Source organism: Colwellia sp. RE-S-Sl-9, from assembly GCF_048296855.1.
GTDB lineage: Bacteria > Pseudomonadota > Gammaproteobacteria > Enterobacterales > Alteromonadaceae > Pseudocolwellia.
Window position 1 is genome coordinate 1,821,900 of sequence record NZ_CP182631.1, and the last position, 15,588, is coordinate 1,837,487.

Sequence of the window (15,588 nt, forward strand, 5' to 3'; positions counted from 1 at the left end):
AAGCCTTTAATGGTAAAGGCTTCATCTATTTACTGAAAAAATTTACTTAACGTCTGAAGTATTTTGGCTACCTAAATTTAATAGCGCCGCCAAAGCACCTTTTTGTGTGTCATCAGCATTATTTAATGTTGATAACAGTTTAGACATATTGAAATTTTTCATGGTTTCACTTGTTTGTGCAGCACCTGATAACACACCACTCAAATCGTCCATAATATTACGATCACCATTTAAATGATCTTTAAGTAAGGTTTTTACTGTATCGCTTTCATTGACTAAACCATCGATAGATTTACCAACAGTAATAGACTTCATAAATTGATGTAGGAACTCACCGTCTCCTCCCATAATATTTATGTTAGCTTCGCTTAATGCTGTCGCTAAAACGCCTGCTTGTTTCTCAGCTAAATCTACGCTGTTGTCTAGTCTAGCTAAGGTAAGTTCTCGCTCTTGATTTAAGCGTAAACCAAAAGTTTCAAACTCACGTGCTTGTTCAGACATTGCGTTAAGCACTTCTTGCTTCTCACGTAAGCCAGCTGCTTCAGCAAATGCTTTTTCTTGAATACCTTTCGCCTCGGCGGTTAGTTTTAACTCAAGCGCTTTAGCTTCAGCTTCACCTTGTCTTTCATGTGCATCGGCTTGTGCTAGCGTTATTTGTGCTTCTGCTAACCCTTGTGATGCAGCTTCAGCTTGGTGCCCTTCTGCTAATATTTTTTTAGACTCAGACTGCTTGCTGGCAGTTTTTAATTCAGCTTCAGCAATAGTTTGCATTTTTCTTGCGGTATGCTCTGCGGCTTGCTCTTGTGCTTTAGCTGATTCAATATCTTTCACTAAAGCTTCTTCGGCTTCACCTTTCGCTTTAATCACTTTTTCATCTTTCTGGCGATTAGCTTCAGACACTACACGTAAATCTTTAATACGCTCTTCTTCTTCTGCAACGCTTTTATCTACCATAATTCGTTCTCTTTGAACTTCGGCGATGTTTTTGCGCTCAACCTCTAACGCTTTTTCTTTATCAATGCGTAGCGTTTCCACTTCTTTTTCACGGTCAATTGACTCAATTTGACGTGCTCGTGTTACTTTTTCTTCTTCGATTGCAACGGCTCTGAAGCGATTTTGTTCTGCAATATCAGCCTCACGTTGTTTATTTTCTTCGGCAACGGCAATTATTTGTTCAGTGCCGATTCTTGCTTGTTCAGACTTACAACGCTCTTCTTCAACAATTTTTGCAGTTTCGGCTTCTTCGCGCGCTTTTACTGAAGCTATTTCTCTAGTTTGTTTAGCTTGCGAATCAGCTAATTGTCGTTCTAACTCTAAGCTTTTTTCTTCTGCTTCAATATTTTGACGTTTAATACGAATTTCTTCTTGGCGTTTTAAGTCATTCGTTTGTACACTTTGTTGAGCCGTAAGCTCAGTTATACGTCGAATACCTTCTGAATCCATTATATTATTAGGGTCTAAATCACTAATTGATGTTTGCTCTAAAAAGTCGATTGCAACATCTTCAAGTACGTAACCAGATAAGTCTTGACCGATCACTTCTTTAATCTTGTCTCTAAACCTATCGCGCTGGGTAAATAGTTCGGTAAAGTTAAGTTGTTTACCTACGGTTTTAAGGGCTTCTGAAAACTTAGCTTCGAATAATTCTTGTAATGTTTCAGGGTAAGATGAACGTTCACAACCTACCTGTTTCGCAACTCGTAAAATGTCTTCTTTGGTTTCGTTTACTCGAATATAAAACGTAATAATAATATCGGCGCGAATGTTGTCTTGACAGATCAAACCTGAGCGCCCTTTACGTTCAAGCATCATACGCTTGGTTGAAATATCCATAATTTCTTTTTTATGAATAATAGGAATAACCAAGCCGCCTGTGGTGCTTATTTCAGGCTCTGCTCGCAATTTGTTAATAATTAACGCCTGCCCTTGTTCTACTTTGTTATAAAACTTTGCGACCATGATTAACAATGAAAAGACGAAAAGAGCGCCAATTCCGATAGCTAAATAAAGTGGTTCCATTACCATGTGTTTTTCCTCTTATTTAAAACATAGCCACACTATTGGCGGCCAAATAGATTGTAATTTTGTAAAATGAATAAGTTAGTGAGAGTAAGGTGCAACAATATAAGTGTGGCTGTCTTTTAGGTACTCAATTACGAGTACTTCATCCCCCTTTTTTAGCGTGTGCTGCGGATCACAGCGTACATCAAAGAGTATTTCGGCCCCCTCGTTAAATAAACGTGCTTGGCCAAAGCTGTCGCTTACGGTACTTGTAGCTATAATGGCATTTTTACCAACTAGATGATGACTTGTCGTAGTTTCAACGCTTGTAAACATGCCCTTTATAGGACGAAGAATGACCGCAGCAATGGGAAGTGATATTGCAAAAACAATAACATCAGTTATAGCCCCCATCACGTAATATAACCAACCGTCAGGTAACCAAGTAAGTAGGTATAATTGAAGATAAAAACTGATCAACCAACAAATAAGAACAATAATGCTGATCACAAGTGTAAAAGGCACGCCAGTTAAACCAAAAGTAAGCATTAAGCCGGTGAGTCCACCAATAGAAATTTCAGGATCCAGATCTATATCAAGTTCAGCATCACCTGAAAAGCCTAAATCGACAAGTCCCAACATACCTACAAGCCAATACACGACCACAACACCTAGTAGGGTTGAATATATAACAGTGGGGAATTGTGAAGCGACTTGAAGCAGTTGTTCCATATTTCATCCTTAAAATAAATAACATAACGCTTATATGTTTTGTTATTTTGAAATTTGATTTTGTGTAGATTAATCATACCCATTTGACATAATATGTCAAATGGGTATGATGACTAACATCTTTTATTGGGATAAATTATCATATAGCTTAGTTAAAATCATTTAATAAAATATTCATAGGTAAATTATTTGATTCATTTATCTAGTGGCATGTATTAACCAATAATTATATGATTAGTCTAAACATTTCAACATAAAATAACGTTAATAAGGATTTTAAATGAGAGGCGCAGGTGGTACTTCAGGTGGATTAGGACACTTTTTTATTGGCCTAATTATGATGTGTGGTGGCTTTTATATGTTATTAAATGCAATCACTGTAACGTCAAGTTTTGGCATGGGCATGCGGTTATATGGCTTTTCAGCGGGTGGTGGAAGCTTTAATGTAACGAGCGGTATGATCATGATCCCTTTTATTTTTGGTGTGGGTTTAATTTTTTATAACAGTAAAAATATTTTAGGTTGGGTGTTATCTGTAGGCTCGATAACCGCGTTAATTTTTGGTGTTATCTCTTCTATTCGTTTTTCTTTTAGAACCATGAGCTCATTTGATCTTATCGTTATATTGGTTTTAGCTGTCGGCGGCTTAGGTTTGTTTTTACGTTCTTTAAAAACATTAGATCAAAAATATCCTGATCAAAAATAAAACGATTAAATAAAGAGGAATTTTTCAAAATAACATAGGTATAAAAACAGGCCGTTGCCCCTAAGGTACACCATAGAATAGCGAATACCAGTTGATCGATTTATTATTCAAAAGGTATTCGTGATTTTTTAGAATTGAAAGAATAACTACTTTATCCCTCCCCTATCTGGCGCTAAAAGCGAGAGTAAACTAAAAACTTACAATATAGTAACTTATATATTTTAAGTTACAATTTTTGCTTGTAATGTTTCATCTGCTATTTATATGCTATGTTAAAATCCTTGTCTTTAAAATAAATTACATTTTATTTCAATCTGATTCTAACGAAGGACTAATAGCAATGACGTTAAAACTTAATATTAATGGCGTTAAAAAAAACGTGGATGTTAGTGATGACACTCCCTTATTATGGGTTATACGTGATGAACTCAAGCTTACGGGAACAAAATTTGGCTGCGGTGTAGCTCAGTGTGGAGCTTGTACTGTACACATTGATGGGCAACCACAACGTTCATGTGTATTTCCAGCTAAATCCGCTGAAAATATGGAAATAACCACGATTGAGTCTGTATCAGGTAAAGAAGCTCAAGCGATTCAAGCGGCATGGCAAGAGTTAGATGTTCCACAATGCGGTTATTGTCAATCAGGACAAATTATGAGTGCTGTTGGCGTATTAAAAAACACCCCTAAACCAACAGACAACGATATTGACGCAGGCATGTCAGGTAACTTATGTCGTTGTGCTACTTATGTGCGCATTCGTAAGGCTATTCATTTAGCAGCTGAAAAATTAGAGGGATAAAAAATGTCAGATTCTATTAAAGAAATATCTAAATCACGTCGTCGCTTTTTAAAAGGTAGTGCTGCCAGTCTAGTTATCAGCATGCATCTCCCTATGTTACTTTCCAATCGTGCTATAGCAAATATAAAAGAAACAAAATTGACTGCGAATGCATTCATTAAAATTTCAGAAGATAATACCGTTACCGTATTAATAAAGCATATCGAAGTAGGACAAGGCGCATTTACAGGTTTAGCATCTTTAGCCGCAGATGAAATGGATGCTAGTTGGTCACAAATACGTGCTGAACATGCACCTGCTAATATAAAACTTTATGCTAACTTGTCTTTTGGAGTTCAAGGTACAGGTGGTTCAACTGGACTTGCCAATAGTTATATGACTATGCGTAAAGCTGGCGCAACAGCAAAGCAGTGGCTCATAAATGCAGCAGCCAAAAAATGGCAAGTTAATGCTAATGAAATATCCGTACAAAACGGTATTGTTAGCCACCCTTCTGGAAAACAAGCCAGCTTTGGTGATTTAGTCGCTATAGCAGCAACCCTTTCGGCTCCTACAGAAGAGCCTAAGTTAAAAAATGCCAACCAATTTACATTCATTGGTAAAGAGTTACCTAGGTTAGATACCAAAGGAAAAACAACAGGTAGTAGCATATATGGTTTAGATATCCATAAACCTAATATGATAACGGCAGTTGTCGCTCATCCTCCAGCTTTTGGTGCAACAGTTGCTTCATTCGATGCAACTGAAGCAAAAAAAATTGAAGGCGTGAAAGATGTTAAGGCGATTCCATTTGGTATTGTGGTATATGCAAACAGTACCTACAACGCTATTAAAGGTCGTAGAGCCTTAAAAATAGAATGGGACTATAGCAAAGCTGAAACCCGTACGAGTAAAGAACTATTCAAAACATTTAGTACAACGGTATCTAAGCCAGGTATTCAAGTAACCAAAAAAGGTAACGCTGAAGCGGCAGTAACTCAGGCTGATAAAAAACTTGAGATTGAACTATCTTTTCCTTATTTAGCTCATGCGGCAATGGAACCATTAAATGCGGTAATGCAATTTAAACGTGGAAAAGTTACGGCTTGGTTTGGTAGTCAAATCCCCACTTTAGATCAAGGCACTATTGCAAAAGTATTTGGTATAGAACCAAGTAAAGTTGATATTCAAACACAAATCACTGGTGGGAGCTTTGGCCGCCGTACTCAACCTGACGGAAGTTTTGCAGCAGAAGCGGCTTATGTAACAAAAATGGCTGACGAAGGTGTGCCCGTAAAATTAGTTTGGACAAGAGAAGACGACATTCAAGGTGGACATTACCGCGCGATGTCAGTACATAAGATGGCTGGTGCACTAGACGAAAAAGGTAAAATAATAGGATGGAAACATAGCATTGCGGTTCAATCTATTAGAAAAAATAGTCCTTTTGAAGCACAAATTAAAAACGGTATAGATGAAAGCTCTGTTGAGGGAGCTGAACACATACCATACGCTTTACCCAACATAGATGTGCAACTGCACAACATGGAAACTGGCGTCCCCGTACTTTGGTGGCGTTCGGTAGGTCACTCCCACACGGGTTATGCCGTTGAAACAGCGATTGACTTATTATTAGATATGGCAGAAAAAGATCCTATCAAAGGTCGCCTTGAGTTGATGGAAGAAAACTCAAGAGAAGCACAAGTACTAAAACATGTTGCTAACATGGCAGAAAAGTCAGGACCTGTACCTAAAGGACGAGCCAGAGGTGTTGCTGTAGTAGAGTCTTTTGGCAGTTATGTAGCTGAAATAGCTGAAATTTCAAAAGATAACAACGGCATGCCTAAAGTACATCACGTTTGGTGTGCGGTTGACTGCGGAATTGCCGTCAATCCCGATATTGTTAAAGCTCAAATGCAAGGTGGCATAGGTTTTGGTTTAGATGCTGCGCTTCATGGCGAAATAATTTTAGGTGAGAAAGGAAAAGTAGAACAAAGTAATTTCCATAATTATACAGCCTTACGAATAACAGAAATGCCAGAAATTGATATAGAGATATTACCATCAGACGCCGCACCTACAGGTGTTGGTGAACCAGGCACACCACCAATAGCACCAGCCGTATCTAATGCGTGGCGCCGTTTAACCGGACAATATGTTACTACACTTCCCTTCAGTAAAGGAACAAAGCTAACTTAGCAACAAATGGGATAGGCGCTTAATCTGCCGTCTATCCCTTTATTAATATACCTTCACTTATCACGTCTCAAGCAATATGGTGTTTTTACATTTATACAGCTATAGTTTTAATTTAAAATTCACTTTTTATACGAAGAATAAATGGTCAAATACACAGCTTAATCGTTCCAGACTGAACCTAAGCACCTACGTCCTGTAGGCGAGGCATTTATTTTAATAAGGAGTGTTCTAATTTCTAAATAAATAACGATGCAATTGGTATTAAACATATGAAAATCATCTTTTAAGCAAGAATATACTATATTCTTAGAGGAATAGTTTACTGTAATGAAAAACTATGAATTAAAGCTTAATACAACTCGATGGGTGTTACTCGCAGTAACAATCGCCATGGGTTTATTTGCAATTTTAGACCTATCTATTTTACCAACGCCCCTACACGATGAGTACATAACAAGCCGATTTTTGATTCAAGTTCCAACAATGATAGCCCTTCTGTTATCTTCATACTTTGACCACTTTAAAAAGCACCGACATAAGCTTTATTTTGTTGTATTAACGACCCTTTCTCTATCGAATATTTGGTTTATAAAACAAGCATGGGTGATAGACATGTTTAGTTTTCCTTATGATGGGCTACTCATTTATTCTGTGTTTGCCTTTTTTGTACTTCGGTTAGATTTTAAACTATCAATTTTATATGTACTGTTGTGCTTTTTAGCTTTGGCCAAACTATTAACTTTATATCCAATTTATGCTGACCTTAACTCAATTTACTTAGGTTTTTATTCTATTGTAAGTTTAATTTGTTTAGTGGGATTATATACCACTGAAAACTCTTTCAAGCGGGCTGAAGAACTAACAAATAAGCTTGAAGAGCAAAGTCAAACAGACCAACTATCAGGCTTACTTAATCGAAGAGCTTATGAAAAAGAAGCATTAAAGTGTTTTACATCTGATGATAAGAATAAGCCAGTCTCTATATTTTTAATCGACATCGACGACTTTAAAAAATTTAATGACAAGTTTGGACACCTCGAAGGTGATGTCATCATTAAAACGCAAGCAGATATATTAAAAGAAGTATTTAAAAGAGACCAGGATATTGTTGGTCGTTATGGCGGAGAAGAATTTATTGTTATAGCACCAAATACCCCTATTACTGAAGCTGAAAAAATGGCAGCTCAAGTAAATAATTTATGGCAAAAGTTTAATCAGGAAAATGAAAAATATAGTGATCTTTCTTGTTCAATTGGCTTGGTTAACCTCAAAGATTTGTCAATTAATTGCGATTTAAAATCATTTATTTTACAAGCAGACAAAGCCCTTTATCTTGCAAAAAACAGTGGTAAAAATTGTTATAAATCGACTGATTATTCGATATCAGAATAATGCTATATTTTTTCATTTCCTTACACAACATCTATACCGTTACCATTCAAGAGGCTATTTCAGAGCGCTTGAATGGTAACGGGTATATAACTATTATCGCATTTTAAGGCATAAATTGAGACCATAAAATAAGACAATTACTCTTGATTTAGTTTTTATTCTAAAATTAGACTACAGTTAGTGATGGCTATAAAATTTAAATATTGTATAAAATAGCCAATACCAGTGCAAAAACTGATATAAATAAAAAACGTTTAGTGATATTACTTTTTATTTGCTGAGTATAATTCGAAATTTAACAATCTTTGTTAGGATACAAAGTTATATAAAATGGATTTTTAAATAGTGCTCTTTTTAAATCCCTCTTATATTCCCCATAATTCTACAATATAAAACTTTTGTTTATATTTCTTATACTACCTTTTAAGTCATTGATAACTTAATGTAAGTTTATCAAAAACATGGAATGGAATATAAAATGAATAAACAACCTGTCATTCACCCTATTAGTAAAAACTTTGAAAAACTAAACCAAGATATCTTTGAAACCATGTTCAAGTTATTTGAGCATATAGGTGTCTATTGGAAAAACATGGATAACTCGACCCCCTATCGATCAGAGCTCTATGTTTTTATGCAAAACCGAATAAATTTATACCCCATTTATCAAGAATATTATAAAACAGCTTACACCACGATTAATCAAATGATTTTAGAAGTAGGAGCTGAAAATTGTTACGAAATAATATTTACGGATCCTTACGCTAACCTCCCTCCTGTAGATTCAAATTTATCTATTGTTAGACAAAAAGTATCAAACGAATTTATTGATTTTCAACTCTCTATTGGTGGATTTAAATCCTTTGGCGCTAAAAATTATCCTGGATATATTGGCGGAGCTTTTATCCCTGGAGAAGCAGTACCTTACCGAACTATGGAGAATAACAATGAAATATGATCTAGTTATAATAGGCTCTGGGATCGCTGCTACAGCTCTTTCCCATAAGGTATTAGAAAAAAATAAAAATGCATCTATTTTAATGTTAGAAGCTGGACAAAAAGTAAAAATGCAAGATGCAGCCCTTTGGCAAGATTACATTGTAAGCGGCAAACTACCCTACTCTAAATTTAATGATCAAGCATACCCAGAAAGAGATATACCAGGACAAAATCAAAATATTGGAGCAACCGTAGTTCCATTAGCGGGGTCAAGAGTAATGACATATGGAGGATCAACAATACATTGGGGTGGTTGGTCTTTCCGTTTAAAGCCTGAAGATTTTTTAATGAAAACCAATACCAACACAAGTATTGATTGGCCCATTGATTACGAGACTCTAGAGCCTTATTACGGACAGGCTGAACACTATATTGGCGTTTCTGGAGATTCAAAGAACTTAAATCCACCACGCTCCACACCTTATCCATTTCCTGCGTTTCCATTCACATTTGAAGACAGCAGCATAGCTTCAGCAATAAAATCTCTTAATATGGACTTTTCAAATGTACCTATTGCAAGACACGGTATATTAAGTAGCTCAACGTTCAACGCACCTTGTAAAACAACCGGTACATGTAAATATTGTCCTTTTGGTGCTAGGTACGCTGCCACGAATTTTTTAAATCATATGAGTGATGAAAAAGATTACCCTAATTTAGAAATTCGAATTAACAGCATAGTTAATACCATTGATATGGATACTAAACAAAGAGCAAAAGGAGTGACTTATTTTGATAAAACAACTAAAAAAACTATGAGTGTATCCGCTAAAATAGTAATTGTGGCTGGTGGAGCTATCGAATCTCCTAAATTATTACAACGTTCAACATCTGACTTTTGGATAAATGGAATAGGTAATGATGAAGGAAATGTTGGTCGCTACTTTGTTACTCACCCTTACTTTATTTTTAGCGCCAATATCGCAGAAAATAAATCCCTTAAACAACCAGAAATGAACTTCCCTACACTTTGTAGTCGTCACTACGACAATGAATTTGAACAAAAAAAAGGAAAATTTATATTAATACACCCACCTAGTTCACCTCAAATTGATATTGCCACTTTAATGAAAAACGGTAATACGCGAGAAGAAATTGAAGAAAGTATTAGAGGTTCAAACACGGTTCAAATACACGGAATGGTGGAAATATTTAGCGAATATAAGAACAACATAACTAACTTACCAGGAGCCAAAAACCAAATAGGTCTACCTCAAACCATTGTAGATTATTCTCAATCGCCAGAATTTAACGATCGTATGACTTATATTCAATCCAAAGTTGAAGAGATTTTTAAAAAAATGGATGCAAAAATACAAGGAAAACCAACAATTTCATGGCGAGCGGATCATTCTGCATGTACTTGTAGAATGAGTGAAGACCCCAAAAAAGGTGTTACAGATAAAAACATGAAAATACATGGCGTTGATAATATATATGTTTGCTCAAATGCTGCATTTACCTCTACGGGTGCAATCAACCCCACATTAACATTAACCGCTTTATCTTTAAGGCTTGGCGATCATATAAACACACAACTGGAGGCGTTAGATCATGAATGATTTACAACTTCGCAAACAAGAGTTAATTGATAATTTGCATAAAGCACTGGAATTAGAGTTATCAACTATACCGCCTTATTTAACTGCACTTTTAAGTATTAAGCCAAATACTAATAAAAAGTCTGCCGCACTTATTCATAGTGTAGCCATGGAAGAAATGTTACATATGCTTCTCGTGTGTAACTTAATAGCGAGTATAGGTGGCAAAGTAACCTTTAATAAAAAAAACGTTCCCACTTACCCTCTTACATTAGAATTTAAGGGGGAAAAATTTAAAGACCGTGAATTTGAGATTAACTTAGAAAAATTCAGCGAATCGGCAATTGACACATTTTTAAAAATAGAAATGCCGACTGAATTTATTGGTCGTAAAAAAAGTATGCTGCGTTCATCAGAAATGGAAATTCCGGGTATTACCATTGGTGCATTTTATGAACAGCTAAAGCACCAACTCAATGAAGCGTGTGATGTATTTTCTGAACCAGAAGTCTTTAGCGGAGATCCTGCCAATCAACTCGGTGAGAACTTTTATTGGAAAGGCGATGGCGAGCCAATTAAAGTAGTAGATTTAGCATCAGCCCATAAAGCAATAGACCTAATAATAACCCAAGGTGAAGGTTGCTCAGATTCAATTTTTGATTTAGACACTAAATACTTTAATCAAAGAGCAGATATAGCACATTACTTTAAATTTAATGAAATAAAGCACCATAGATCATATCAAGAAACGGATACACCAACAGAGCCACCTACTGGTGAAGCCTTTGATGTTAATTATCACCAAGCTTATCCATTATTAAAAAACCCAACAACACAAAGTTATGAAAACAGCCCTGTACTATCAAGCTTAAACAAGCAATTTAATAGCAACTATTCAGTTATGCTGTATCAAATTGCTGAAGCGTTTAATGGCTCACCTAATGTGTTGTACACAGCAATAAATAATGGCATGAGAAGCTTAAGCCCTATTGCACTGCAAATGATGGAAATACCCGTTCCTAACCATGAAAACTACCGTGGCACCCCCTCCTTCGAATGGATAGAACCCGAATTTGATAAAAAGAGTCAGGTTCAAGAAATATCACTTATTTCAAAATGGCAATTATTAGATGGCTGCCCTCCTGAGTTATATCAAGAGCTAAACAACCTAGCTAATAAAGTAAAAGAAGAAGCTGGCACATTGATGTACTTAGTACATCTACAATCGGAAAAGCCGCTTAATCAGGAGAGTAAACCTATAATACCCGAGCCTTCAGAAATCCCCTTAACACAACAAACCGAAGTTATATTTATAGAAATATATAAAGATGCTCAAGCTTTTAGTGATCATGTAACAGGTGAAATTTTTAATACATTCAAAGATAAATATTTTAAATATTTCAAGCCTGATCCAATAACAAAAGGCTGGCCATTAACCAAAACAGAATTTTTAACTCGTAGATCTGGTTTTATTAAAAACGGAATTTGAGCATTTCCAAAACACAATTTTAGAAATAGCCTAAAATAATAGAAAAGGGTAATAACATCGCTGTTGTTACCCTTTTTAATATTCTTTACTTTTTGCAATCATTAAAATACTAGCTATTTTCAGACATCGTATTAATGGTATATACACATTAAAACAAATTAAAATTACAACTTATCTTAGGCTATCTAATAATAAATTCAGACTTATAAAAACCTGTGTTGTATTATTAGACGCCTTTATTAAAGAGAGTAAACTAACATTGTTTTTAATCATTAGATTACCCCGTTTAGACGGTATCTAGATTACTTATTTTGACACTTTTGAACTAAATACTTTCTTAACAATATAAAAACACCTAAAGCAAATAATGCGATTGCAGGAGACTCAGGAACCTCCTGTGCGGCAATTGATTCACCTAAAAAGTTTTGCACATCTAAGTAATCTAAGCTGGTATTTATTGGCGAATTAGTATCCATCAACGCAGTAAAACTAGCAGTACCTAATTTGAATGAGGTACTTAACTCGTTTTGCCAGTCATCTAAAAACTCAACTTGTAACGTTAACGGTGAAAACCCAAAATCGTCAAAAGCATCGGTATAGGTACTATTATTGAAAACGTTATTATCAAAAATAAAACCATCAAAAGCTAAATCAGCGTCATTGAATGATAAATCGAATTCCAACCAATATGTTTCTGAATTTATTGAATTAACAAAAACATCCATCGTAACTATATCATCTTTGTTATATGTAACTTCATCAAAATCAACAATGATTAATGATGCCGTACTAGCCCATGAAACAAAGAGTGAAATCACGGCAAGGCTTTTTATTAAATTTAACATTATTGAACTCCACAACGGCTATATGTACATAAGTTAACTAAGTAACGACTGTCTTGACGATTAATCACACCATCATTATTTAAGTCATATACTTGATGTAAATTATGAGTGCCTCGTAATGCAGAGGTAAATGCTCTGACATCCATAGTATCAACATCTTGATCACCGTCTAAGTCACCTAAAACACCTATGTTCTTATCAAACGGTAAGTGATCAATCTCATCATTAACACCATCGTTATCATCATCTGAATCAATAAGGTCACCTAAATCATCATTATCAAAGTCGTTATCAATAGTTAATCTTGCAATGCCTTTATCGTATGTTTTGCCATCAGAAGCCGTGAATTGTGCATATAAGAAATAAAAGTTTCCTTCAGGAAGCTCGCTGTTAGCTTTTGCTCCCGCCAACGGAATAGAGAGTGTTGAAGTCGCGGTTTGTTCTCCAATAACGCTACCGTCAATTACCACTATATCGTTCACCAAACTCCAATCAGAACGAAGTTCGCGTAAAAATACTTTTAAACCGCCAACACCATCTGTAACAAGGTTACCAGTCCCCGCTTCAACATTAACTTTTACCTGCATAGGTTTAGTCGTTAAATGCGTTGTATTACGGTACTTTGCGTCATCATCAAATGAAAGAGATGGTTCTACCGGTGTAGGTTCTGGCTCAACACTTACACAACCTTCACATAACAATTTAAAAGTACGTACGTAGTCATATGATGTAGTACGTTGCTCTTCTGTACCAGCTTTAACCATTCCACCATCTTCTGGCACTTCATTCCAGTCATAGGTTTCTATTGCCATTTGAATCCACATTTCCTGATCAAATGCAATGGGATGCACTATGCTGTAAACAAGCTGACCATCTAAGTAAAAGTCGATTTCATTCTGTGATTTCCAGTGAGCGCCATAGATATAATAACGTTCAGTTGTTTTCTTGCCAGCTGGCACCATTGTAGAATTTTGTCGTCTGTTTTCGTCATTACAACTTGTTTGACGATGAAACATATTTGAATGATAAATATGTTCCCAATCCATTGCCCAACTGTGAGTCAAACCTTCGTTAACTTTACCGATAGTTTCTTGGATATCAATCTCGAACATTGTCTTACAATCACTATTTTTACTCATTAACCAAAACGTTGATGACATTTCTGTTTGGTTAGCTTTCATTTTGGCTTCGTAGTAATAAGATACACCGTCCTTAGGTGCGCTTGTTGGGAAAATAGAACGAATTATTGCGCCTTTATATTTAAAGTAGGCTTGTTTAAAGTTTCCATTTGCATCTTTATAAGGAGTATCTAACCATTGCGGACCACCTTCTAATTCATCAACGGTAATTTTTAAGTTGCCGTCATTAACGCTAACCGTATCTGTAGTAAATAAACCTGGTGCTCTACCTGTCCATAACCAACCGTTTCCTACTGGCTCTACTTGCCATTTATCAGCATTAATATTAGCACCTTCAAATTCGTCAGACATGTTATCGATTTTCAGCCAATTCATACCTGGAAAAGCCGGTGTTTGTACCCCTTGGAAAAACGGAACGTCAGTTATTGCACCAACACTAGCGTTTCTTGGCGCTGAATCTATTTCATCACTCGCACCATCATTATCGTCATCTGTATCAATTGAATCGACAATACTGTCACCATCAAAATCACTATCGATATTAATATTTGCGATACTACTGTTATAAACATTTCCATTTGATGAACCAAATTCAGCAAATAAGAAATAGAAATTTCCGTCAGGAAGTTGATTGCTTGGTACTAAACCATTTAACGGAATCAGAATATTTGAAACGGCTGTTTGCTTACCAATTACACTATCATCGAAAACTACAGTGTCTTTTACTAGCTGCCAATTAGATTTTAATTCGCGTAAATAAACTTTAAGACCACCTTTAGTATTATTTACAATATTGCCAGCACCCGCTTCAACATCAATAGTTACGTTAAGTGAACCTGTATTAGCATAAGTGCTAGTTTTTATATGATCACTTCCTTGAATAGTCAAAGAAGGAGCGACTTGTGCAGCTTCTATGTTTATACCGGCTACATTTACTGTGTAAGCATTTCCATCTGAAGAGAAAAACTTTACAAATAGGAAGTAAAAGTGCCCATCAGGAAGGTTTGCTGTTGCTGTTAATCCTTGTAAAGGGATCTCAACATTTGAAGTGCCACTCGTTTTGCCTATTGCTGATGCATCTGAAACAATTGTGTCTTTCACTACAGACCAATTTGAACGAAGTTCTCTTAAAAAATATTTAACTCCTCCTAATTGGTTCGTAACCGTGTTGTTATCACCAGCATGATAATTCACACTTACAGGTAAAACGCTATTGGTTTGATATACGTTTTGCGTATATTGTGTTGCATTGTCAAAAGTTACCGAAGCTGCAGTTTGAGCATTACTCTCAAACGGGAGCCACGACAAAACGACGGTCAAAAATATTCCGAACATTGTTATTGTTTTATTCATTATATTTACCCTATTAATTGATCACTAAATAAACCTAAATTAAGGTATTTATTAGAAATCAAATATTGATTTTTTAATCTAGTGTTCTTGTTACTTAGTTTGTTATAAAAATTTGTAACATTAGCCACTGCATAGAAACGTAATAAAAATATAATATTTTTCTTTAGTCATAACCATGGAACTCATTAATTGAAAGCTCCAAAATAGACCAAAGATAAAATCCCCGATTTATCAGCGTTACCTTCATAAATTCCTCGACTTTACTTCCCTATAGGAGTTAATAGTTAAGGATAATTACTCTTAAATACTATATTTTTAGGTTTCTTTAAATCAATTCATTTACTTACTTTTAACATGTAAGCCAATGTTTTAACTTACGTTTACTAACAGTAAAGTTTGGTAATGGAAGGT

11 protein-coding genes are annotated in these 15,588 nt (G+C 35.5%); 7 read left to right on the forward strand and 4 right to left on the reverse strand.

Going from position 1 to position 15,588, the window contains the following annotated elements; translation table 11 throughout:
- Nucleotides 1–42: 42 nt before the first annotated feature.
- Together ACM9HF_RS07815 and ACM9HF_RS07820 are read right to left on the reverse strand one after the other, a co-directional pair.
- Entirely contained in the window at nt 43–2,025 is a 1,983-nt protein-coding gene (locus tag ACM9HF_RS07815; RefSeq protein WP_473616893.1) for a flotillin family protein, read from the reverse strand.
- 75 nt (nt 2,026–2,100) lie between these two features.
- On the reverse strand, nt 2,101–2,733 hold the full coding sequence (locus ACM9HF_RS07820; protein ID WP_473616896.1) for a hypothetical protein: 633 nt from the start codon (nt 2,731–2,733) through the stop codon (nt 2,101–2,103).
- Nucleotides 2,734–3,013: 280 nt separating this feature from the next.
- Between ACM9HF_RS07820 and ACM9HF_RS07825 the strand changes: the two genes are divergently transcribed.
- The 7 genes from ACM9HF_RS07825 to ACM9HF_RS07855 all read left to right on the forward strand — a co-directional run bounded on the left by ACM9HF_RS07825 (nt 3,014) and on the right by ACM9HF_RS07855 (nt 11,840).
- On the forward strand, nt 3,014–3,439 hold the full coding sequence (locus tag ACM9HF_RS07825) for a hypothetical protein (protein ID WP_473616898.1): 426 nt from the start codon (nt 3,014–3,016) through the stop codon (nt 3,437–3,439).
- A 340-nt stretch (nt 3,440–3,779) separates the two neighbouring features.
- Complete coding sequence (locus ACM9HF_RS07830) at nt 3,780–4,241, forward strand: (2Fe-2S)-binding protein (RefSeq protein WP_473616900.1); 462 nt, start codon at nt 3,780–3,782, stop codon at nt 4,239–4,241.
- A 3-nt stretch (nt 4,242–4,244) separates the two neighbouring features.
- Nucleotides 4,245–6,419: a xanthine dehydrogenase family protein molybdopterin-binding subunit gene (locus ACM9HF_RS07835; RefSeq protein ID WP_473616903.1), complete on the forward strand. Its 2,175-nt coding sequence runs from the start codon at nt 4,245–4,247 to the stop codon at nt 6,417–6,419.
- 327 nt (nt 6,420–6,746) lie between these two features.
- A complete protein-coding gene (locus ACM9HF_RS07840; RefSeq protein ID WP_473616906.1) occupies nt 6,747–7,811 on the forward strand; it encodes a GGDEF domain-containing protein in 1,065 nt (354 codons plus the stop codon).
- Between the two features lie 478 nt (nt 7,812–8,289).
- Nucleotides 8,290–8,769, forward strand: a complete 480-nt coding sequence (locus ACM9HF_RS07845; protein WP_473616910.1) for a hypothetical protein — start codon at nt 8,290–8,292, stop codon at nt 8,767–8,769.
- Nucleotides 8,759–10,372, forward strand: coding sequence for a GMC oxidoreductase (locus tag ACM9HF_RS07850; RefSeq protein ID WP_473616913.1), 1,614 nt, complete (start codon nt 8,759–8,761; stop codon nt 10,370–10,372). The genes ACM9HF_RS07845 and ACM9HF_RS07850 overlap by 11 nt, the downstream gene beginning before the upstream one ends.
- Nucleotides 10,365–11,840, forward strand: coding sequence for a ferritin-like domain-containing protein (locus tag ACM9HF_RS07855; RefSeq protein WP_473616916.1), 1,476 nt, complete (start codon nt 10,365–10,367; stop codon nt 11,838–11,840). Before ACM9HF_RS07850 ends, ACM9HF_RS07855 begins: the two co-directional genes overlap by 8 nt.
- 302 nt (nt 11,841–12,142) lie before the next feature.
- On the opposite strand, the gene ACM9HF_RS07860 is transcribed toward ACM9HF_RS07855, so the two are convergent.
- Together ACM9HF_RS07860 and ACM9HF_RS07865 are read right to left on the reverse strand one after the other, a co-directional pair.
- The gene (locus ACM9HF_RS07860) at nt 12,143–12,685 is read right to left on the reverse strand and encodes a hypothetical protein (protein WP_473616920.1); all 543 of its coding nucleotides are present in this window, start codon (nt 12,683–12,685) and stop codon (nt 12,143–12,145) included.
- Nucleotides 12,685–15,177 (reverse strand): LamG domain-containing protein, encoded by a 2,493-nt coding sequence (locus ACM9HF_RS07865; protein WP_473616923.1) that lies wholly within the window; start codon nt 15,175–15,177, stop codon nt 12,685–12,687. The genes ACM9HF_RS07860 and ACM9HF_RS07865 overlap by 1 nt, the downstream gene beginning before the upstream one ends.
- Nucleotides 15,178–15,588 lie beyond the last annotated feature (411 nt).